We start from the raw sequence: 18,752 nt of genomic DNA on the forward strand, positions 1-18,752 counted from the left end.
CGTCTCAGCTTTGCCTTAGACGCCGATTTGCGAGGCTTCGCAGCTCGGAAGAGAAGGCATCGGTTCAATCGGGACCTGCTCAACACCAAGGCCTTCAGGCTTCTCTGCAGGAAGATCGACGACTGGGCAAGCCTGAACTTGATCCAACCCAGTCCGACGCCGCAACTGAGCCATGCTTCCGTTGTAGTTGAGAACAGCATCGGCGTAGCGCACCTGCGCATTGGTGAGGTCGCGCTGGGTGTCCACGACTTCACGCTGCGTGGTCACACCAGCCTGGAAACGCAACCTGGCCAAGCGAAGAGACTCGGTCGCTGAAAGCACTTCCCGGGATGTGGTGCGGATGACTTGCTGGCTTGCGCGGAGTTCGTAGAAACTCTCCTCTACTTCGCGCCGAATCGTGTTGCGCTGGGTGGCGAAGTTAAAGCGGCTTTCTTCAGCACGAAGCTTGTTTTGGCGGTATTGAGCGCGTGCTCGACCACCGTCAAAAATATTCCAGCTTGCCGATAGACCAACCGCGTTGTCGAAACTCCAGCCATAGACCTGATCTTCTGGCGGGGTAACCACATTGGCTTCACCCTGGAAACGCTGAGTGGAGAAGTTGTTGAAAATGCTCAAAACGGGCTGCACTGCAGACAGCGACAAATTGGCGTTGCTGTTGTTGATGGAGATATCGAGGAGGAGCTGATCCAGCTCTTCGCGGAACGCATAAGCAGCAACGATGCTCTCCTGCAATGAGGGAATCCAAGTTCCCATCACCCTCGCTGGAGCAGCGGCTGTTGGCGTCACATCCTGAGGGAGATCAAGGATTGCCGAGAGGGATCGACGCAGTGAAGCTTGATCACCAATGGCATTGGTCAACAGCTGCTGATCACGGGCGAGCTGCGTAATGGCCTCCAAGACTTCCAGCTTGGTCGCCACACCCGCTTGATAGCGGGCTCGTGCATCCCGCAAACTCACGATGGAAGCTCGAACGGATTGCTGTCCGATCCGCACTTGCTCGTCTCGCCGCTGCAACGTGAAATAGTCAATTGCAACTCGGAGTCGCAGTTCACGCAGGGCGATCAGATAAGCCTCACGGCTGCGCTCATAGGTGTCTCGAGCGGCAGCAATCTCTGGAACGCGGCCGGGATCAATCAGATTCCAATTCAAGCGAGCGCCAAAATTGGCTGTCCAGCGCGATGTGGTAGTGCGGACGCCGGCAGGAACACCGGTCGGGGTGGTCTCGCCAGTAACGGGATTGACGTTTCGTGTGCGGCGTTGATCGAAGTTTTGCTGTTCACCACCCAGGTATTGGGGCAATCCGTTGGCACTGAGATCAAGCGTTGGGTACCAGCGGGCAAGCGCAGCCCTTAAACCTGATTTGGCTTGCTGAACTTGACTGGCGACCGCTTTAAGACCAGGGTTGTTGACTTCTGCTAGCCGCTCAACTTCAGCCAGAGTGAGGGGTCTGAGCTCACGAATACGCACCTGATCGGTTTGATCAGGCAAGGCAAGGCTTGGAGGTGCCTGAAGCGACTCCATGGATTGAGGCAACGTTGTTGCCGCAGGGGGCAACACAGAAGGGTCAGCCTGTGGGCGAGCGCCCTTCAAGTCGACAGCGGAGGGAAGCGTGGTCTGATCGATCAACGCCGATCCATCATCCGAAGCTGGTTCAGCATTGCTTTGGGCGCGGGCGACATCGGCAAAGCATGCGGGGAATACACCAGCGATCAGCAAAAGACCCGCAGCAGTCCGAAGCACAACAACACCTGAGCTTGGCGGAGCTTAGGTGGTTTCCGGCAGTTCACCGAGCACGGCAGCCACGATGTCAGCTGCTCCATGCACGATCCGAATCGGGACCGGCAACGCGGCCTGAACCTGCTCCAGCGTCATGTCATCGAGAAAAACAGGCTGCCCCTGCCGCAGCATCACGGAGGGAAGCAGAAGCTGGTCGCCAAGCGGCAGGTCCTTCAGGCCTTCAAGCAGGTCTTGGCCGGTCAGCAACCCGGTCACCACTTGATCTTGCCCCCAATACGGACTGGGAAGACCATGCAGATTCAAGGTCACACCATCAATGCCATTGAGGCGGTCGGTGACAGATTCCAGAGCTTGGTCCACCAGACGCCCGACCACCCAACTGCTGCGCAGAGGACTTCTAATGCTGTCGGGCAACGACGCTGTGGCGGCGTCCAAATCCTCTAGGAAGGCTCGGATCGTGCCCACGCCATTTTCCTGCTGAGGAAGATCCTCGTAGCTGTCGCGCGGAGGTAATGGCCGACCTGCAATCAGATACCACTCATCAGACAGCCAAGCGAAACGGCTGCCGAGCTGCTCCCGGAACTGCTGCTGCAGTGGTTCCACGGCATCAATCACCTGCTCAGCATCTTCAGGTGTCACAGCACGCAAGCCATCTCCTGGAGGCCGGAAACGGGTCAATCCAACGGGGACTACAGCTGCAGACAGCACAGCAGGCCATTCACCACCGGCAAAACGAGCCAGATCCGTCAACGACTGCAGCAAGGCCTTCCCGTCGTTCAGGCCCGGACAGACGACCACCTGGGCATGGATTTGGAGATCACGTTCACCAAACCACTCCAATTGCTGAAGCAGTCGGCCTGCGCGGGGATTCTCAAGAAGGGCGGAACGCAAGTCGGGGTCCGTGGCATGCACGGACACAAACAAAGGCGTTAGACGTTGCTGCTCAATCCTGCTCCAATCGGCCTCCGACAGGTTGGTGAGCGTGAGGTAAGACCCATAAAGGAAACTGAGTCGATAATCGTCATCTTTGAGATAGAGGCTGTTTCGATGCCCCGGAGGCTGCTGATCGATGAAGCAGAACGGACAGCGGTTGTTGCATTGCCGCAAACCATCGAACAACGCCTCAGTGAAGGCCAAACCGAGACCATCATCGGCATCTTTTTCGAATTCAACCCGATGCACTTCCCCTGAGCTGTCAAGGACCTCGAGTGTCAGCTCTTCCTCAACGATGAGATAGCGGTAATCGATGAGGTCTCGGGGTCGCACCCCGTTGATGCTGAGGAGCTGGTCACCGGGCTCGAATCCAAGCTCCTCACCAATCGAGCCAACCTCCACGGTGGCAACCACCGCTGGATCTGGATTGCGGGCAGATCCGCCGGGGTTGAGAGCCGTGACGGCAACCCCTGCGGAGGGTTCATTCCACACAGCGTCTCGGCAACTGCTCTCAGTTTGAGCCCGTAACCGACCACCAGGCCAGAAGAAGAACACCAAATAGCAGTCGATAGATCACAAAAATCCAGGTGCTATGGCGCTGGAGGTATTTCAGAAGCCAGTCGATGGCCAGCCATGACACAACCGCTGCAGAAAGGATGCCCACCATCAGTGGAAGAACACCGGCCAAGCTGAAATCCGCGAAGGCATCTTTCAACTCAACGACTCCCGCCAGCGAGATCGCAGGAATGCCCAGAAGGAACGAAAAGCGTGCCGCATCAGGACGCTTCCAGCTATCGAACAGTGAGGCCGTCAATGTGCTCCCCGAACGCGAAACACCGGGAATCAACGCGAGCGCCTGAGCCAGCCCCACCACGAGGCCATCACGCCCCTGAACCTGAACAAGACCCTTGCTTCGAGGACCGAGCTTTTCGGCTAGGGCCAAGAAGGCGGCCATGACGATCGACACGATGGCGATGGCCGGAACACTGCGCAACGGCGAGGTTTCATATCCCGGCCAACGGAGCTTGATGACCAATCCAGCGATCAAGATCGGCACGGTGCCGACAACCATCGCAATGCCGAGGCGGGCATCGGGCTCGCGCCACTGTCCGCGGCGCATCGCACCGCTGATGCCATGCAAGACCGACCGCAGGTCGCCACGGAAATAGCCAATCACTGCTGCGATGCTGCCCAGCTGGATCACGGCGGTGGCCGACACCCCTGGATCCCCCCAGCCGATGAGAACCGGCACAACTTTGAGATGGGCCGTGCTGCTGATCGGCAGAAACTCCGTGAGTCCCTGCACCACCCCGAGCACGAAGTTTCTCCAGATGGCCTCAAGCAGACCGGAATCCGACACCGCTGGGTTCCTGACTTCAAACGCTGGGACGCTATGCCCAACCCGTCACCGACGCCAGTGGCGGGGAACACTCCGACGTGATCGCCGCTCAGATCTTCTAAGGTTTCGACTCTTTCTTCACATCCGTACGGAGGCGAGTCGTTGTTCAGCGGGCTAATGCGCAACCAGAGCCTGGCTGAGCCGGTCCAAGCAACGTCACTCGGTTTCGCCGGGACTCCTTTCTGGGCCTCCTGCTTGGTGGTCCTCCCCGTGTTCGCTCAGGCACCTTGGGTTCGTTCCCAGCCCTTCACCGCTGCAATCTTCGGTTTCGTGCTGCTGACCGCAGGTTTGCTCAGTTCCTGGCTTGCGCCGTCGAAGAGGAAAGAACTTGGCGCGCTGCTCGTGGGCTTTAGTGGCAGCTGGCTGGCGGGGAGTCTGTTCTGGGGGTGGCTGTCCAGCCACCCCGTGCTGCATCTACCAGTGGAAGCCTTTGCATTGCCACTGGCCCTCACAGGTCTCAAGACACGCTGGCGGCTGGGCTGTGCGTTCTACCTCGCCTCCCTACTGGGAACAGGATTCACAGATCTGGCCATGGCCTTCACCAACGTGATGCCTCTCTGGCCACTGGTCGTCACGGCCACACCCTCTGAGGCGGGTTTGCTGCTTCAAGAAGCGGCAACACGTGTGATGCGGCCTGAATCTTTCCTGGTCATCACTGCCGCTGGGTTAGTGATCCTCCGTCTCGTGCGTGCCTGCCGAGTCCGAAGTTTGAAGCCATCACCCTCGTCAAGCAGTTGGGCCGTTGCAGCATCGGTGCTGGCGACGACCCTGCTGATTGACGGTCTCTTCCTCACCTTGTCCCTGTTATGGCCAGAACTCAGTGGACTGATCTGAAACGAACTGCAAAAACTGCAGCAATGAATCATGGCTGGGGCTGAGGGCACTTGTAAGGTTTGCAAGCCGGCCCTGTCGGCATCCATCCCGTTCCGATCTCAAAGACGGAGACTTCCATGAAGCGTCTGCTGTGCTGGCTCACCGGCATTGCTGTGATGGCAGGCCTGCTGATGAGCCTGGCCCTTCCCGCGAGTGTTCAGGCCGCAGAGATCCGCAATGTGGCCGACGACAAGATCGCTGAGCGCGGCGACAAGGTGGACCTCAACAATTCATCCGTTCGTCGTTTCCAGCAGTTTCCAGGCATGTACCCGACTCTCGCCGGCAAAATCGTGCTGGGTGGTCCCTACGAAACTGTCGAAGACGTGCTGTCCCTTGATTTGACAGACCGTCAGAAGGAGTTGTTTGAAAAGTATCGCGAGAACTTCACCGTCACAGCTCCTTCGATTGCCCTGAACGAAGGCTTCGACCGCATCAACGACGGCCAGTACCGCTGAGCGTTTTCTGAACAAGCCGATCTCCATCCATTGGATTGCGTTAAAACCGCCGGACTCCACGGCGGTTTTTTGATTCACCCATGACAGCGCGTCGCCAAGGAATGGAACCGATCCCCGCCGGTCCTTGGGATGTCGTTGTGGTCGGGGCCGGTGCCGCAGGCCTGATGACCTGTCTCGAGCTGCCTGATGGACTGCGAGTTCTGCTCGTCAATCGCAACACCAGCCGTCGATCTTCCAGCCTTTGGGCACAAGGGGGCATCGCCTCCGTCACACGACCTGACGACAGCAGCAGTAGCCACGCCGCGGACACCATGCATGCCGGCGCAGGACTCTGCGACGGGGATTCCGTTCGTCTGTTGGTGGATCAGGCACCGCAATGTGTGGATCGGCTCCTGCAATTAGGCATGGAGTTTGATCGCAACCGCGATGGCAGCCTCGCCACCACACTGGAGGCGGCCCACAGTCATCACCGAGTGCTGCATGTGCAAGATCGCACCGGACATGCACTTGTCGATGTGCTGCGAGAACGGGCCGAGCAACGTCCGGGTCTTCTGCATCGTCGTGGCGTACGGGTTAGCCAACTCTGGGTCGAACACGGGCGATGCTGCGGCGTTCAGGTGGTGGATGGTTCCAGGCTGCAGTGGATCCGCTCAAGAGCCGTGGTCCTGGCGACCGGTGGCGGAGGCCATCTCTACACCAACACCACCAATCCGGCTCAGGCGGCAGGCGAGGGTGTGGCACTGGCCTGGAGCGCTGGCGCAGCCATCGAGGATCTGGAGTTTGTGCAGTTCCATCCCACAGCTCTCAAACTCCCGGATGCGCCTTGCTTTTTGATCTCAGAAGCCGTTCGTGGGGAGGGAGCTCGCCTGGTGGATGCCTCAGGGCAGAGCCCTGTTGCAGATCTGCACGGAGCCGATCTGGCTCCACGCGATCAAGTCAGCCGCGCCCTGCTCAGGTGCATGCGGGAGCAACACACGGACCACATCGGACTGGACTGGTCAGGGATCCCCCGTGAACAGGCCGAGCGCCGATTCCCGACCATTCTCGAACGCTGTCGACAACACAACCTGAATCCCCTGGAGCAACCAATTCCCGTGGCACCAGCAGCCCACTACTGGATGGGGGGAGTCGCCACGGACCTGAGGGCCGCCACATCACTGCCGGGTCTCTATGCCGTTGGCGAAGTGGCCTGCACCGGTCTGCATGGTGCCAACCGACTGGCCAGTAACTCGCTGATGGAATGCCTCGTCTTTGCCCGACAGCTTGGCGAGATCGACCTTCCCCTAGCAAGCGAAACTGACCGAAGCCACTGGAATCCTTCTCAAGGTGGAAGTCAGATCACCGCGGACCGTGCCCGTAGCGAGGCCAGCATCGGTCACTTAATGCGAGAGATCGAACGGCTCAGCAAACAGTGCTGGGATGTGGCCGGCGTGGATCGTTCCGTCAATGGGATGCGGCGCCTGTTGCAAACCACCGATCAGGCGAGTTTGCAAATGCAACAAGAACAACTGCTGCAGCTGGTCAAGGCACAACCTCAGGACCAGCCGCTCCAACTGGAAGAACCAAGTCGCCAGGAACTCAATCTATTGCTGGATCTTCTGCATCGCCAACGCACCAGCATCCTGTTGCTCAAGGCCTGCCTGTTCCGAACCGAAAGCCGAGGGGGGCACTACCGCAGTGATGCTCCTGCCCCTCTTCCCCAGTGGCGCCGACACAGCCGTCAGGTGAGAGGGATGCCGATTCACACGCGCCAGGTCAGTGAATAACGCGGCGAAGCTTGAGGCTCAGAAATTGGTATCACCCTTGAATCCCGACAGCCTGGCCAGTGTCTTCAAGGGTTTCACACCAGAATCAAGCCTGCCGTTGATCTCCCAAGTGGGATAACCCTCAATATTTTTGCTTTCGCAAAGCGCTCGCTGGTTGTTCTGGCCGTCTGCAGCGCACTCAATGATGGTGAGTTTCTTGGCCGCTTCTTCACCGAAATCCTCCTTCTGCTCATGGCAGTGCGGACACCAATAAGCGCTGTACATCACCGCTCCGGTCGCTGTGAGGTGCTCAGCAAGCGCCACCTTGGCAGGGGTGCTTTCGGTGGTGACCAACGGCGGCGCACCAGGTCCGGTCAGTGCGGCATCGGGACGATCTGGATCCACAACTGACGACCAGATCAGGCTGCCGATGAGCACAGCCAGCGCCAGGAGAATGCCGCGGAACACCACCTGCCCGAAATCGTCCCAACCTCCACCGATCACCGCAAGAACCATCAGCAGCACCGACAGCGCCGCAGAGAGAGCGCAGAAGAAACAAAACGCCTGGATCTTGAAGACCATCAGCCCCACCAACACGAGGCTGAAGACGGCCATGCCGAGAGAGACGGTGAGCAGTCCCCACCAGGTGCGACGCGATAAATCCCCTCGGTTCTCCGCCAACCCTGGCAACAGAGGCACCAGCGCCATCACCACCACCGCCAGGTAAGCGACCAGCCCAACAAAAGACAGCGGAATGCTGAAGGTCTCGGTTTGGAGCAGCGTGCCCCAAGCACTGTTGAGCACCTTGTCGCACCCATCAGCCCCCAGCGGACAGGTGAGATCGCCGATCACCCCCCAGCGCTTCAGCGTGATCGACCCTGTGTCGATCACGCCGACGGTTGCCAGGACCGCCATGGCGATGCGCGCCCATTTGAAACCTTGATCCTGACGACGGCGGCTGGTGAGTCGGGTGGTGCCCATGTGCACTGCACTTTGCCTTCGAATTCTGGCAGGCGTCAGCGCGAGATTTATGTTGATTGATTGATCCGTCGTGCCCATGTCCCCGGACCAGCCCCCAGGCCGCGACGGAATTTGCACCAAGCCCACGGTGGCATTTGCCCATTTGGGCTGCGAGAAGAACCGTGTTGATACCGAGCACATGCTCGGCCTTCTATCGCAAGCCGGTTATGGCGTGAGCAGCGATGAAAGCGACGCCAATGTCGTGGTGGTCAACACTTGCAGCTTCATCCAGGACGCCCGCGAAGAATCGGTTCGCACGCTGGTCGGCCTGGCCGAGCAGGGCAAGGAACTGATCATTGCCGGGTGCCTGGCTCAGCATTTTCAAGAGGAGCTGCTCGACTCACTGCCCGAAGCCAAAGCGATTGTCGGCACCGGGGATTACCAACACATCGTGGAGGTGTTGCAGCGCGTCGAAGCAGGTGAACGGGTCAACCGAGTCAGCCAGACACCAACGTTTGTGGGCGATGAGAACCTGCCGCGGTACCGAACGACAGGAGAAGCGGTGGCTTATCTAAAAGTGGCCGAAGGCTGCGATTACCGCTGCGCGTTCTGCATCATTCCCCACCTGCGTGGCGATCAGCGATCGCGCACGATCGAGTCCATCGTGGCGGAAGCCCATCAACTGGCTGAGCAGGGGGTGCAAGAGCTGGTGCTAATCAGCCAGATCACCACCAATTACGGCCTCGACCTCTACGGACGACCACGGCTGGCAGATCTGCTACGAGCCCTGGGAGAGGTTGAGATCCCCTGGATACGCGTGCACTACGCCTACCCAACGGGCCTCACACCTGATGTAATCGCGGCGTATCGAGACGTGCCGAACGTGCTGCCCTATCTCGATTTGCCCCTTCAGCACAGCCACCCCCAGGTTCTGCGAGCGATGAATCGCCCCTGGCAGGCGGATGTGAATGAACGACTGATGGATCAGCTGCGGGAACAACTTCCCGATGCCGTGCTCCGGACCACTCTGATCGTGGGGTTCCCCGGTGAAACCGAAGAACAGTTCGAACATCTGGCGGGATTCCTGGAGCGCCAGCGCTTCGACCACGTGGGAGTGTTCACTTATTCCTTAGAGGAAGGAACTGCCGCGGCCACGCTTCCGAATCCGGTCCCAGCAGAGATTGCCATCGCCCGCAAGGATCGCTTGATGACCCTCCAGCAACCAATCTCTGCAGAAGCCAACAGCCGCTGGGTCGGACGCACCGTGGATGTGTTGATCGAACAGCACAACCCCAGCACCGGAGCCATGATCGGCCGATGCGCTCGCTTTGCTCCCGAGGTGGATGGCGAAGTGCAGGTGCAACCGCGGGCAGATGGTCTTCAAGCCGCACCGGGAACCATGGTCCCGGTGCGAATCACCGGCGCTGATATCTATGACCTAACCGGCGAGATCGTCGGTGCAACTGAAATGGTTGCTTCAGCCCGGACGACTTCGTGAGCGGATCTGGATCGCACAACGGTCAACGCATCCTCTTTTTGATCGCTTCTGGCATGAGCACCGCAGGATCCTTTGCGGGGCTCACTGCCAAAGGCTGGATCCTGATGGAACAAACGGCAGATCCGATGGTGCTGGCGCTGCATTTTGCTGCGCTGTCACTTCCCACGATGCTGGTGAGTGGGCCGGCAGGCGTTCGCACGGATCGCGTGGGATGTGAACGCGTGCTGATTCAGGCGCAATGGGCGCTGCTCGGGGCCGGTCTTCTGGCCGCTCTAGCGATCCCCATGCTGGAGGGTCAGACCCAGGTGCTGATGCTGTTAACCAGCACACTGCTGGCGGGCGTCGCGGGCGCTTACGAACTCACGGCCAGAAACAAATACTGCGCGCTGCTCGTTGATGACACCCGCCAGCTGGCGCCCTATCTGACGAGCTTCTCCGTGGTGTTCAACGTGGGCAAGCTGGTGGGACCCCTTCTAGGCGGCTGGTTGGTCACCCTCACGGGACCAGCTCAGGCACTCACACTGGATGCCGCCACGTATCTTTTGCCTATCGCCAGTGTGATCTGGCTGCTGAAACCACGGCTGGAGCTGGAGCAGCGGAGCACGCCCGGCAAGACAGCCTCCCTGAGTGTGGCCTGGCGAGATTGTGGAAGCACCCTGCGCAACGTGCTGACGTTCACAGCACTGATGTGCGTTGTGGGCTTTTTTCATCCTGGACTCGGACCCTTGATCGCGGCGCGAGAACTGGGAACCGCCCCGATGGACTTGGCCCTGTTCACCAGTGTTCTGGCGCTGGGGAGCATTGCGGGAGGGATTGTGCTGCAGCGAAACAGCCATCGCTTCTGCAGCAGACCCTCATTGACGCTGGCAGGCTTCGGTCTCATCACAGCTTTGGCACAGCTGGGCATGGCGCGCGGTGGCAGCACGATCTTCGTGCTGGCCATGACGTTGCTGATCGGAGCCGGCACCGCTGGGTTACTGAGCAGCAGCAACCTCATCACGCAGGTGGGTGCGCCTCAGATTTTGCGAGGAAGGATGGCTGGCTTAAGCCAGATTGCCTTCCTGGGTGGCGGCGGTTTGAGCGGTCTCATCGCAGCACAGCTGACAATCTCCCTCGGACTACCAACGACCTTTGCCATCACAGGATGGATCGGAGTTGTCTTGGCGTTGTGGGAAATCTGGCGTCGTGGCGGGACGATGCTGACCGAGGTCAGATCAGCTTGATGCCGCGCAACACAAAACTGATGACGGCAGCGGTGACAAGGCCGGCACCGACAAGACCCAGATAGATGACGACGCCCATGGCTGTCACAAATGGCTGCAACCATTAGATCAGAAACCGAAGCTCAGATAGCCAGATCCGCTTTAAGATTCCGCACAACGAAATCAAATGGGATCGGACGGTTCTCTCCCAAGGGTCGACCGCAGGCAACAGACACTCACCTCCACGCCACGGATCATGCGCACCCTTTTCATCTATCCCCTGTTCCCGAAAACCTTCTGGAGCTACGAAAAAATTCTGGAGCTGGTGAACCGCAAGGTTCTGCTTCCTCCTTTAGGTCTCGTCACTGTGGCGGCACTGCTTCCTCAGGAATGGGACATGAAGCTGGTCGACCGCAATGTCCGTGAGATCACCGAGGCCGAGTGGGATTGGGCGGAACTGGTGGTGATTTCCGGAATGATCGTTCAGAAGGACGACATGCAGGCGCAAATTGCTGAAGCCAAGCAGCGGGGCTTGCCGGTGGCCGTGGGTGGCCCTTACGCCAGTTCCACCCCTGATGCCCCTGAAATCGCCCAAGCCGACTTCAAAGTGCTGGACGAAGGCGAGATCACTCTTCCTCAATTCGTCGAAGCCATCCAGCGTGGTGACACCAGTGGACGCTTCAGCGCCGAAGGTGACAAACCCGATGTCACCGCAACCCCGATTCCACGCTTCGATTTGCTTGAACTGGATGCCTACGACTCAATGAGCGTGCAGTTTTCACGGGGCTGTCCTTTCAACTGCGAGTTCTGCGACATCATCGTTCTCTATGGACGCAAGCCACGCACCAAACATCCCGAACAGCTGATCGCCGAGCTGCAATACCTCCACGACCTGGGATGGAGACGCTCCATCTTTTTGGTGGACGACAACTTCATCGGCAACAAGCGCAACGCCAAGCTGCTGCTTCCGCAGATCAAAACCTGGCAAGAGGAGCGGGGTTACCCCTTCAGCTTCGCCACCGAGGCATCCGTCGACCTTGCTGACGACGATGAAATGATGCGGATGATGCACGAAGCACGCTTCGAAAGTGTGTTTCTTGGCATCGAAACACCGGATGAAGCCAGCCTGGAAACCTCACGCAAAATTCAAAACACCCGCAACCCACTGGATGCGGCGGTCGACCGGATCACCGCCAACGGTATCCGTGTGATGGCTGGATTCATCATCGGTTTCGACGGTGAAAAAGAGGGCGCAGGCCGTCGCATCGTCGAGTTCGTCACACGCACTGGCATCCCCGCCGCGATGATGGGAATGCTGCAAGCGCTTCCCAATACAGCGCTTTGGCATCGTCTTGAGAAAGAGGGCCGACTGATTCAAGACAAGGACGCCGCCAAAGGCGTTAATCAGACCAACCTGTTGAACTTCAAGCCGACGCGACCGATCCGCGACATTGCCAACGAATACGTGGAGGCGTTCTGTGAGCTCTATGAACCCAATGCCTACATGGATCGGGTGTATTCCTACTATTTGAAAATGGGAGCCCCGCGTTGGAAAGGGAGCGCATCCCTACCCACCTGGACCGACATCCGAGCTCTCTCCATCGTGGTGTGGCGCCAGGGAATGAAACGCAGCACCCGCAGCCGCTTCTGGCGCTACATGCTGAGCATGGCCCGGCGCAACCCGGCCATGCTTGAGCAATTCCTGGTGGTGCTGGCCCACAACGAGCATTTCCTCGAGTACCGCGCGATCGTTCAGCAAGAAATCCGCGAACAACTGGAATCCCTTCCGCCTGAGGAGCCCAGCGCACCCAGGGAATTGCAACCGGCCTGAGTTTCGCCTCAGTCCTGCACGTAGGGTTTGTCGTTGTTCAGGCAACCCTCGGCCTTCTGCAGCTCTCGCCCCAGATAAAGGGCATGGTCAAGGCGACTGAGGGGATGAGGCCCATCACCTTCGGTGAGAGCAATCCCGAGCTCCTTGGCCGTGCGGCCGCGAAAGCTGCGGCTGGCTTGTCTCGGGCCACCACCGCGGCAGGCCAGCACTTCACCAGTCTCCGGATCTGTCGCTCGACCTTTGTCGTCCACATCATTGCTGTAATGCTCGACCACCAGTTCAGCGGCATCAGCATCCACCTTGATCAGGAAATAACCGCAGGGATCGAGGTCGATAAAGCGTTGCGACAGCTGGTCGTCAAGCGATGAAGGGACGGTTTTCATCCAATCACCCTACAAATCGAAGTCTCAAATCCCCAACGCTGGGGGATCGGATCGGAAGGGGAGCTCAGCGTTGATCGCCTCGATCTCCTCCTGCATCAGGCCGTTGGCCCGAGGCAACCAGGAGCGAATGAGAGCCTCCATGCGTGGTTCGTACCAGCGATGCAGGCTGGTGTGGGGTCTGGCCACAAAACCACGGCGGCGTTTGTGGCTGCCACCGGCCCCAGGATCGAAGCTCATGAGCCCTTGCTGCAGAGCCCACTCGATGGGGGAGTAATAACAGACCTCGAAATGAAGACAGTCAATCTCCTCGTCGCTTCCCCAGTAGCGCCCCCAGAGATGTCGCGCATCCTGCACGCAGAGCGACATGGCTACGGGGTCAAAGGGGTCACCTCGATGGGCACTAAACAGCACGACATGGTGAGCGAGAGCAGGCTCGATCAATTGATCGAAAAACGAGGCCTGTAGATATTTGCTTCCCCAGACCCCCCAACGCGAACAATGCTGTTCGTAGAAACCATGCATGCGCGATAGCAAGGCCGGAGTGAGAGCCTCACCAGTAATGGGAGTCACGCTGAGCCCAGCCTTGTGCACAGCTTTGCGCTCTCGCTTGATGTTGCGCCGCTGATTGGCGTTAAAACCAGCGAGATAATCGCTGAAATCAGTCTGTCCATCAGCGGTCCATAGGCTCTGCTGGTTCACCCAAGCCGCACAGCCAGCCGCCTCAGCGAGTGGCTTCCAGGTGGGATCCACATAGAGAAAATTGCAACTGAGGATCTCGTTCCGGGCAGCAAACTCATCGATCAGGCGAAGCATCACGGCCGTGAGCTCCTGGGGATCCTCCTGTGGGTGGAGATGAAAGCGGTACCCCTGGATTGGACTGACAGGGCTCATGCCGATCAGCTTGGGGTAATAGCGAAGGCCAAGATCGCCAGCCAGACGCGCGAACGACTGATCAAAAACAAATTCGCCGTAACTGTGGCCCTTGAGATAGAGAGGGGCAAACGCAACAAGTTGCTCCTCTCTCCACACCGAAAGGTGGAGAGGCTGCCAGCCCTGATCCGGCGCCACACTTCCGGAATGTTCAAGCGCCGCTAGCCAGCTCCATCGGTAAAAGGGACTGACGTGTTCATCCAGCAAGTTGTCCACCTGCTGCCGCGGGATCTCACGGATGCTGCGATGCCAACGAGCCGTAAGCGATGCCATCCGGGGCCAGGGTCAACGACTCAGGCTCGACCCTAACCAGCAACTTTGAAACGAGCGGCGATGGCAAGGACCGAGCTATCAGACCAAGGATGTCGTCTTGGACGATTAACTCTGTCGTCATCGTCCTACTGGACGTCTTCCCATAGTGCTGCTCGTTGTGTTTGGGACACTCCACAGCACCAACCTGCGCACCCAGGCGGGAGTGCTGAAACCGTTTCTGCAGCTGCTGCAGCCCACCGTCGACAACCACTGACGGATCAATGCTGAAGCCTGGCGGCGCGGGCGATCGACAGGGAGTGAGCCTCTGAAACATGGGTGCGCCAGGCCGCGGAATAGCCCTACCGATCACTGGCCCATCCCGGTTTAGGAACGCGTCAACCGATTGCGGCGGTAGTGCACCAACACTTCGTTTGCACCCAGATCTCGAAGTTCATGCAGATGCCAGGCTCCTGCTTCCATCAAAGAATCTGGCAGCAAAGAGCCGTTGGCTGGCAGCCAGCTGAAGGGCCCTCCGAGCACACGGGGGCAAAGGGTCAACTGAAGTTCATCGACCACGTCCTGCGCCAAGAGGGATTGACACAGTTGGGACCCTCCCAGCAGCAGCAACTGGGTCCAGCCTTGGGCGCCCAAACGGTTCAAGGTGTCTTGCCAAGAGGGGGTCAAGCGATGGCCCGCCTGAAAACCGGGTGCGACCAGCCCCATGGGTGTCAGCAAATGCCGTTCAAAGGGTTGCTGAAAGAACGGCCACTCCAGAGGGAACTCTCCCGTGCGACTGACCACCACAGCCACCGGCTGAGGGCAACGGGTCGCCGTGATGCGTTGCTGCAGAAGATCGGTCGCACGGATCAAACAACTGCAGCGATGGGCACGCAAGGTGCCGGCACCGACCAAGACAGCATCACTCCAGGCCAGGGCCTCTTCCAAAACACGTCGATCGCCAGATCCGCCCAGCTGGGCCGCACCACCGGATGGTGGTGCTAGGCGCCCATCAAGACTGATCGCCAGCACGAGGCGAACGGTGATGGGCTCAGCTGGCAAGGTCCTGATCAGACCGGAGCCACCGCTTCAAGCGACGCTGGCGTCATCTCCAACAGCGGTGTTTCGGCGTACACCTCTGCTGCATTGTTGGGACTCTCCTGTAGACGGATCTTGTGCAGATGAGCACCGATGGCCTTGATGGGAGCCGACAGACGATCGGCGATGTGAAGAGCGATGTTCTCAGCGGTGGGGACGCACTCCTCAAAGAAAGGAACATCTTTATTCAAAAAGGTGTGATCGAAAGGCTCCACCACGAGGTCATCGACCAGACGCTGCAGCGCCGAAAGGTCGCAGACCATTCCGGTGCGAGGGTCAATAGCTCCACGGACTGTCACATCCACCAGGTAGTTGTGGCCATGACCGTGCGGGCGGGCACATTTGCCGTAGATGCGCTCGTTCTCTTCCTGGCTCAACTCCGGGCGCGCCAGTCGGTGAGCAGCTGCGAAATGGGTGCGGATGGTGAGAAAGGCGTCCATGGGATGTCCGAGGTAGTCGGCCCAGAGGCCCGGTTGTTCGTAAAGGCGTAGGGCCGTGATCGGCAGATGCGGACTCAACCGCGTCCAGATCTGACGGACCAGTGCTTCGGTGGTGGGAAGGCATCCATCTGGACGGGATACGTCGAACTCGGGCCATGCCTCGTTCAAGAAACGGAAGTCCAGTTGTCCAGTGACCTCATTGCGGATGGCGTGCTTGACCTCAGAGAGGTTGAGCACCATGCCGTCTTCATCGAGGCCTCCGGCCATGGACACGATCAATTCGTAGTTATGACCATGTCCTGGTGCCAGAGCACAGGGGCCGAACTGTGCAGCATTGTCGTCAGCGGAGAGTTCCGGCAGCCAATAACGGTGGCTGGCACTGAAGCAAGCCCGACGTGTGATGACACAACCGCGGCCACGGCCATGCCGTGCAGTCGACTTCGTTTCAGTCATGTGACGGTTCGGCCAGAAGGCATCCTAATGAGCTAACGGCGAATTCGAGTCATGGCCGAGATCATTCCAACCCTGCGACAACGCCTGGGGGGAAGAAGCCTTTATCTCGTGGGAATGATGGGAAGCGGGAAAAGCAGCACGGGCAGGCCCCTGGCGGAAAAGCTCGGATATGGCTTTGTGGACTCGGATTCGGTGATTGCGCAGCTGGCGGGTTGCTCCATTCCTGAGATCTTTCAGCGGGATGGGGAAGCGGGGTTCCGAAAACTGGAGACCCAGGTTCTGAGCGCCATCAGCGAACATCACTCTCTGGTGGTGGCAACGGGAGGCGGCGTGGTCACCCGCTCGGAAAACTGGGGGGTCATGCATCAAGGCATCGTGATCTGGCTTGATGTGGAACGCGAGCAACTGCTGAAGCGGCTTGAAGCTGACAGCACCCCACGACCACTGCTCCAAGAAGCCGATCCCGCTCAGGCTCTCGACAGGATTCTCAACGCGAGACGTCCGCAGTACGGCGAAGCCGATCTAACCGTGGTGATCGAGGAAGAAACACCGGACGTCGTGGCTGATGGCATCCTGCAGCTGCTGCCAAACCTGATCAAAGACCCGCCCAAACAACGGCCGGAATGAAGCTCAAGCGCTCGGCGGTTCCAGTCGGACCGCGTACCACTGCAGGGAAAAACCTGGCGAGACCTCCAGTTCACAGGCTGTGTCGAGAAGACGGGAGGCCGCCTGCTCCGGACTCGCGCACGCCTTCAGATCCGCTGGCCAAGGGTCCAGTCCGCGCAGACGCTGCGCCAGCCATGCCAGGGTGTCGACTGCACTGAGAAGCTGTTCCGGTTCTCCGGGCACCAGCACCACGTAGTGATCAAGCGATCGGATCAGAGGATCAGACATGGTGAAACCGCTGTTGGCACTGTTACTCACCATGGTGCTGCAGCTTGCGCACGTCGACTCCGCAGCCGCCGACGATCGCGACCAGGTGTTTCTGGAGCAACGATTCAGCGACTGGCCCGAATGGACTTTGCCGGCTCCGTTGCCGAGACCCCGTGGCCGCCAGGATCTGATCTATCCCAAGTGGTTTGACGGCACCTGGAAAGTGCGAAGCGAACAGCTCGATGACCGAGGTCATCCCCAAAGTGGAGATGATCCGCTGAGCCATCACGCCCGCTTCCGGCTCAACCAACGTGGTGATCTGGTGGGCGACCGGGTGTTCAATGCCCATTCCGTTGGTAAAGCACTGCTAGGCACTCAGTTGCTCAGCGTTGAACAGGATCCTGATCAGGTGAACCGTCAGCTGGCCCGGCTGAAGGGAGATCTGATGCTGGAGACGACCGTGATCGGTCGCAGAGAAAGCAACCCCAGAGAGAGTGCAGTCTTCTTCAGCGATGAGCTGGCACTGCAGGTGCTTCACGGCCCCGCAGCGCCTCGGATCAGCCGCATCGAAACGCTCACCCGCTACGAACGGTGTGGTGCTGCGATTTGCGCCGATCAACGCCAGGTCAGCCATGCGGGTCCAGGCCTTGAGAGCGATTCAACGCTTGAGGGGCGCAGCAGCCGATTTCAGCTCACCCTCACACCGTTGTCGCTGGATCCTGCTGGAGTAAGCGCTCCTCCAGCTGATCTCGCCAGTGGAACAACGACTGCAGTCTCGGGTGATCGCTGATCCCAGGAACGCCGCGGCCAGCCAGCGCAGAGCCTGCAGATGATGGGAAACGCAGAAGCGACAACTGCGCCGCCACCGACAGATCAGCGAGGCTCAAAGCATCGCCCACCAGTACTCCAGCGGCATCGATGGCATCAGCCATGGTGCAAAGGCTGCTGAGCATGGAGGCCCGCTGCTCCTGACCGAGCAAATCGCCAACACCACTTAGCCAACCACCGGGCAGCCCTGACATCACCTGACGAACAGGTGACGGCACATCGTCTGGAAGCAGCGCATCTCGAAGCAGTGGGTCATCCACTGCGGCCTGCAACAAGGCTGCACGAGCTGCTGCTGCCAGGGTCGTATCAGCCCAGTCCTCCATCAGTTCCACCTGGGCACGCAGACGGGGCTCATCAGGAATCAGAGCAGGCACTGGCTCAAGCGTCTCGAGATAACGGCAAATGGCACTGGAATCGGCCACCACGTGATCACCGTCCACCAACACAGGCACCTGACGTTGCCCCGACAACCTGAACACTGCGATCTGACCGATGCCGGGAGTGACCTCCACCTCTCTAAAACTGAGTCCTTTCGACTGCAGCGCCATCCGCACCTTCAGACAGAAAGCCGAATGACGGAACTGATGAAGCTCCAGCATGTCCACGCCGGGTCAAGAGCCGGCAGAGTAGCCATCAAGTCCTGCCTCTCGCCATCGCCATGCGCGATTTTTTCCTCAACGTGACGCGATACCCGCGCTATCTGATCACCTTTGGCCTCGGTGTCATCACTTCCGTCGCAGAGCCGCTGGCACGACGACGCAGCAATCCGATCACTGCCGTCGCTTTGATCGGGGCGCTGATCAGCGGCTTCCTCAGCGTGAGTTTCGTGCTGCGTGCCATGGTGTCTTCAGCACCACAACTCTGA

Annotated in this window: 20 protein-coding genes; 9 read left to right on the forward strand and 11 right to left on the reverse strand. The window is 59.2% G+C overall.

Annotation, left to right across the window (positions count from 1 at the left end):
* Window positions 1–15: 15 nt before the first annotated feature.
* The 3 genes from SynA1560_RS11645 to SynA1560_RS11655 are packed head-to-tail and all read right to left on the reverse strand — an operon-like array spanning window position 16 to window position 4,030.
* The gene (locus SynA1560_RS11645) at window positions 16–1,740 is read right to left on the reverse strand and encodes a TolC family protein (RefSeq protein WP_186500589.1); all 1,725 of its coding nucleotides are present in this window, start codon (window positions 1,738–1,740) and stop codon (window positions 16–18) included.
* Window positions 1,741–1,764: 24 nt separating this feature from the next.
* Complete coding sequence (locus SynA1560_RS11650) at window positions 1,765–3,162, reverse strand: TIGR03279 family radical SAM protein (protein ID WP_186469416.1); 1,398 nt, start codon at window positions 3,160–3,162, stop codon at window positions 1,765–1,767.
* Window positions 3,163–3,181: 19 nt separating this feature from the next.
* Complete coding sequence (locus SynA1560_RS11655; protein ID WP_186500590.1) at window positions 3,182–4,030, reverse strand: undecaprenyl-diphosphate phosphatase; 849 nt, start codon at window positions 4,028–4,030, stop codon at window positions 3,182–3,184.
* A 141-nt stretch (window positions 4,031–4,171) separates the two neighbouring features.
* Here SynA1560_RS11655 and SynA1560_RS11660 point away from each other — a divergent pair, with 141 nt between their 5' ends.
* From SynA1560_RS11660 to nadB, 3 genes are all read left to right on the forward strand, one after another.
* Window positions 4,172–4,903 carry a DUF3120 domain-containing protein gene (locus SynA1560_RS11660; RefSeq protein ID WP_255476951.1) on the forward strand — a complete coding sequence of 244 codons (732 nt, stop codon included), beginning with the start codon at window positions 4,172–4,174 and terminating at the stop codon, window positions 4,901–4,903.
* A gap of 116 nt (window positions 4,904–5,019) precedes the next feature.
* Window positions 5,020–5,397, forward strand: coding sequence for a photosystem II complex extrinsic protein PsbU (gene psbU / locus SynA1560_RS11665; RefSeq protein WP_186469419.1), 378 nt, complete (start codon window positions 5,020–5,022; stop codon window positions 5,395–5,397).
* An 80-nt stretch (window positions 5,398–5,477) separates the two neighbouring features.
* On the forward strand, window positions 5,478–7,163 hold the full coding sequence (nadB, locus tag SynA1560_RS11670; RefSeq protein ID WP_186500592.1) for an L-aspartate oxidase: 1,686 nt from the start codon (window positions 5,478–5,480) through the stop codon (window positions 7,161–7,163).
* Between the two features lie 18 nt (window positions 7,164–7,181).
* Here the strand turns inward: nadB and SynA1560_RS11675 are convergent, their stop codons facing one another.
* On the reverse strand, window positions 7,182–8,123 hold the full coding sequence (locus SynA1560_RS11675) for a vitamin K epoxide reductase family protein (RefSeq protein ID WP_186500593.1): 942 nt from the start codon (window positions 8,121–8,123) through the stop codon (window positions 7,182–7,184).
* Window positions 8,124–8,199: 76 nt separating this feature from the next.
* Here SynA1560_RS11675 and rimO point away from each other — a divergent pair, with 76 nt between their 5' ends.
* Together rimO and SynA1560_RS11685 are read left to right on the forward strand one after the other, a co-directional pair.
* Window positions 8,200–9,600: a 30S ribosomal protein S12 methylthiotransferase RimO gene (gene rimO, locus SynA1560_RS11680; protein WP_186469422.1), complete on the forward strand. Its 1,401-nt coding sequence runs from the start codon at window positions 8,200–8,202 to the stop codon at window positions 9,598–9,600.
* A 53-nt stretch (window positions 9,601–9,653) separates the two neighbouring features.
* Window positions 9,654–10,823 carry an MFS transporter gene (locus SynA1560_RS11685; protein WP_186500594.1) on the forward strand — a complete coding sequence of 390 codons (1,170 nt, stop codon included), beginning with the start codon at window positions 9,654–9,656 and terminating at the stop codon, window positions 10,821–10,823.
* Here the strand turns inward: SynA1560_RS11685 and SynA1560_RS11690 are convergent.
* On the reverse strand, window positions 10,810–10,902 hold the full coding sequence (locus SynA1560_RS11690) for a cytochrome B6 (protein ID WP_186500595.1): 93 nt from the start codon (window positions 10,900–10,902) through the stop codon (window positions 10,810–10,812). The two genes, SynA1560_RS11685 and SynA1560_RS11690, sit on opposite strands and share 14 nt — an antisense overlap.
* A 156-nt stretch (window positions 10,903–11,058) precedes the next feature.
* On the opposite strand from SynA1560_RS11690, the gene SynA1560_RS11695 reads away from it, so the two are divergent.
* On the forward strand, window positions 11,059–12,633 hold the full coding sequence (locus SynA1560_RS11695) for a B12-binding domain-containing radical SAM protein (protein WP_186469424.1): 1,575 nt from the start codon (window positions 11,059–11,061) through the stop codon (window positions 12,631–12,633).
* Between the two features lie 8 nt (window positions 12,634–12,641).
* On the opposite strand, the gene SynA1560_RS11700 is transcribed toward SynA1560_RS11695, so the two are convergent.
* The 4 genes from SynA1560_RS11700 to SynA1560_RS11715 all read right to left on the reverse strand — a co-directional run bounded on the left by SynA1560_RS11700 (window position 12,642) and on the right by SynA1560_RS11715 (window position 16,186).
* Window positions 12,642–13,016 (reverse strand): DUF4346 domain-containing protein, encoded by a 375-nt coding sequence (locus SynA1560_RS11700; RefSeq protein ID WP_186500596.1) that lies wholly within the window; start codon window positions 13,014–13,016, stop codon window positions 12,642–12,644.
* Between the two features lie 24 nt (window positions 13,017–13,040).
* A complete protein-coding gene (locus SynA1560_RS11705; RefSeq protein ID WP_186500597.1) occupies window positions 13,041–14,219 on the reverse strand; it encodes a GNAT family N-acetyltransferase in 1,179 nt (392 codons plus the stop codon).
* A 363-nt stretch (window positions 14,220–14,582) separates the two neighbouring features.
* A complete protein-coding gene (locus tag SynA1560_RS11710) occupies window positions 14,583–15,257 on the reverse strand; it encodes a dihydrofolate reductase family protein (RefSeq protein ID WP_186500598.1) in 675 nt (224 codons plus the stop codon).
* 8 nt (window positions 15,258–15,265) lie between these two features.
* Window positions 15,266–16,186, reverse strand: a complete 921-nt coding sequence (locus SynA1560_RS11715; RefSeq protein WP_186500599.1) for a 6-carboxytetrahydropterin synthase — start codon at window positions 16,184–16,186, stop codon at window positions 15,266–15,268.
* Window positions 16,187–16,237: 51 nt separating this feature from the next.
* On the opposite strand from SynA1560_RS11715, the gene SynA1560_RS11720 reads away from it, so the two are divergent.
* A complete protein-coding gene (locus SynA1560_RS11720; protein ID WP_186500600.1) occupies window positions 16,238–16,813 on the forward strand; it encodes a shikimate kinase in 576 nt (191 codons plus the stop codon).
* Window positions 16,814–16,816: 3 nt separating this feature from the next.
* On the opposite strand, the gene SynA1560_RS11725 is transcribed toward SynA1560_RS11720, so the two are convergent.
* The gene (locus tag SynA1560_RS11725) at window positions 16,817–17,080 is read right to left on the reverse strand and encodes a chlororespiratory reduction protein 7 (RefSeq protein WP_186469430.1); all 264 of its coding nucleotides are present in this window, start codon (window positions 17,078–17,080) and stop codon (window positions 16,817–16,819) included.
* Here SynA1560_RS11725 and SynA1560_RS11730 point away from each other — a divergent pair.
* Window positions 17,079–17,849, forward strand: a complete 771-nt coding sequence (locus tag SynA1560_RS11730) for a DUF6816 family protein (RefSeq protein ID WP_186500601.1) — start codon at window positions 17,079–17,081, stop codon at window positions 17,847–17,849. The two genes, SynA1560_RS11725 and SynA1560_RS11730, sit on opposite strands and share 2 nt — an antisense overlap.
* Here SynA1560_RS11730 and SynA1560_RS11735 read toward each other — a convergent pair.
* Window positions 17,758–18,486, reverse strand: coding sequence for a glutathione S-transferase family protein (locus SynA1560_RS11735; RefSeq protein ID WP_186469432.1), 729 nt, complete (start codon window positions 18,484–18,486; stop codon window positions 17,758–17,760). The two genes, SynA1560_RS11730 and SynA1560_RS11735, sit on opposite strands and share 92 nt — an antisense overlap.
* A gap of 59 nt (window positions 18,487–18,545) precedes the next feature.
* Here SynA1560_RS11735 and SynA1560_RS11740 point away from each other — a divergent pair, with 59 nt between their 5' ends.
* Window positions 18,546–18,752 (forward strand): DUF751 family protein, encoded by a 207-nt coding sequence (locus SynA1560_RS11740; RefSeq protein WP_186469433.1) that lies wholly within the window; start codon window positions 18,546–18,548, stop codon window positions 18,750–18,752.

The sequence above is a fragment of the Synechococcus sp. A15-60 genome (genome assembly GCF_014280095.1).
Classification (GTDB): Bacteria; Cyanobacteriota; Cyanobacteriia; order PCC-6307; family Cyanobiaceae; genus Synechococcus_C.

Coding starts and splice junctions, on each gene's coding strand:
- SynA1560_RS11715 (WP_186500599.1), bottom strand. CDS start 16,186: ATGACTGAAACGAAGTCGACTGCACGGCATGGCCGTGGCCGCGGTTGT.
- SynA1560_RS11690 (WP_186500595.1), bottom strand. CDS start 10,902: ATGGGCGTCGTCATCTATCTGGGTCTTGTCGGTGCCGGCCTTGTCACC.
- SynA1560_RS11740 (WP_186469433.1), top strand. CDS start 18,546: ATGCGCGATTTTTTCCTCAACGTGACGCGATACCCGCGCTATCTGATC.
- SynA1560_RS11685 (WP_186500594.1), top strand. CDS start 9,654: ATGAGCACCGCAGGATCCTTTGCGGGGCTCACTGCCAAAGGCTGGATC.
- SynA1560_RS11675 (WP_186500593.1), bottom strand. CDS start 8,123: ATGGGCACCACCCGACTCACCAGCCGCCGTCGTCAGGATCAAGGTTTC.
- SynA1560_RS11705 (WP_186500597.1), bottom strand. CDS start 14,219: ATGGCATCGCTTACGGCTCGTTGGCATCGCAGCATCCGTGAGATCCCG.
- SynA1560_RS11695 (WP_186469424.1), top strand. CDS start 11,059: ATGCGCACCCTTTTCATCTATCCCCTGTTCCCGAAAACCTTCTGGAGC.
- SynA1560_RS11720 (WP_186500600.1), top strand. CDS start 16,238: ATGGCCGAGATCATTCCAACCCTGCGACAACGCCTGGGGGGAAGAAGC.
- SynA1560_RS11735 (WP_186469432.1), bottom strand. CDS start 18,486: ATGCTGGAGCTTCATCAGTTCCGTCATTCGGCTTTCTGTCTGAAGGTG.
- nadB (WP_186500592.1), top strand. CDS start 5,478: ATGACAGCGCGTCGCCAAGGAATGGAACCGATCCCCGCCGGTCCTTGG.
- psbU (WP_186469419.1), top strand. CDS start 5,020: ATGAAGCGTCTGCTGTGCTGGCTCACCGGCATTGCTGTGATGGCAGGC.
- SynA1560_RS11730 (WP_186500601.1), top strand. CDS start 17,079: ATGGTGAAACCGCTGTTGGCACTGTTACTCACCATGGTGCTGCAGCTT.
- SynA1560_RS11725 (WP_186469430.1), bottom strand. CDS start 17,080: ATGTCTGATCCTCTGATCCGATCGCTTGATCACTACGTGGTGCTGGTG.
- rimO (WP_186469422.1), top strand. CDS start 8,200: ATGTCCCCGGACCAGCCCCCAGGCCGCGACGGAATTTGCACCAAGCCC.
- SynA1560_RS11700 (WP_186500596.1), bottom strand. CDS start 13,016: ATGAAAACCGTCCCTTCATCGCTTGACGACCAGCTGTCGCAACGCTTT.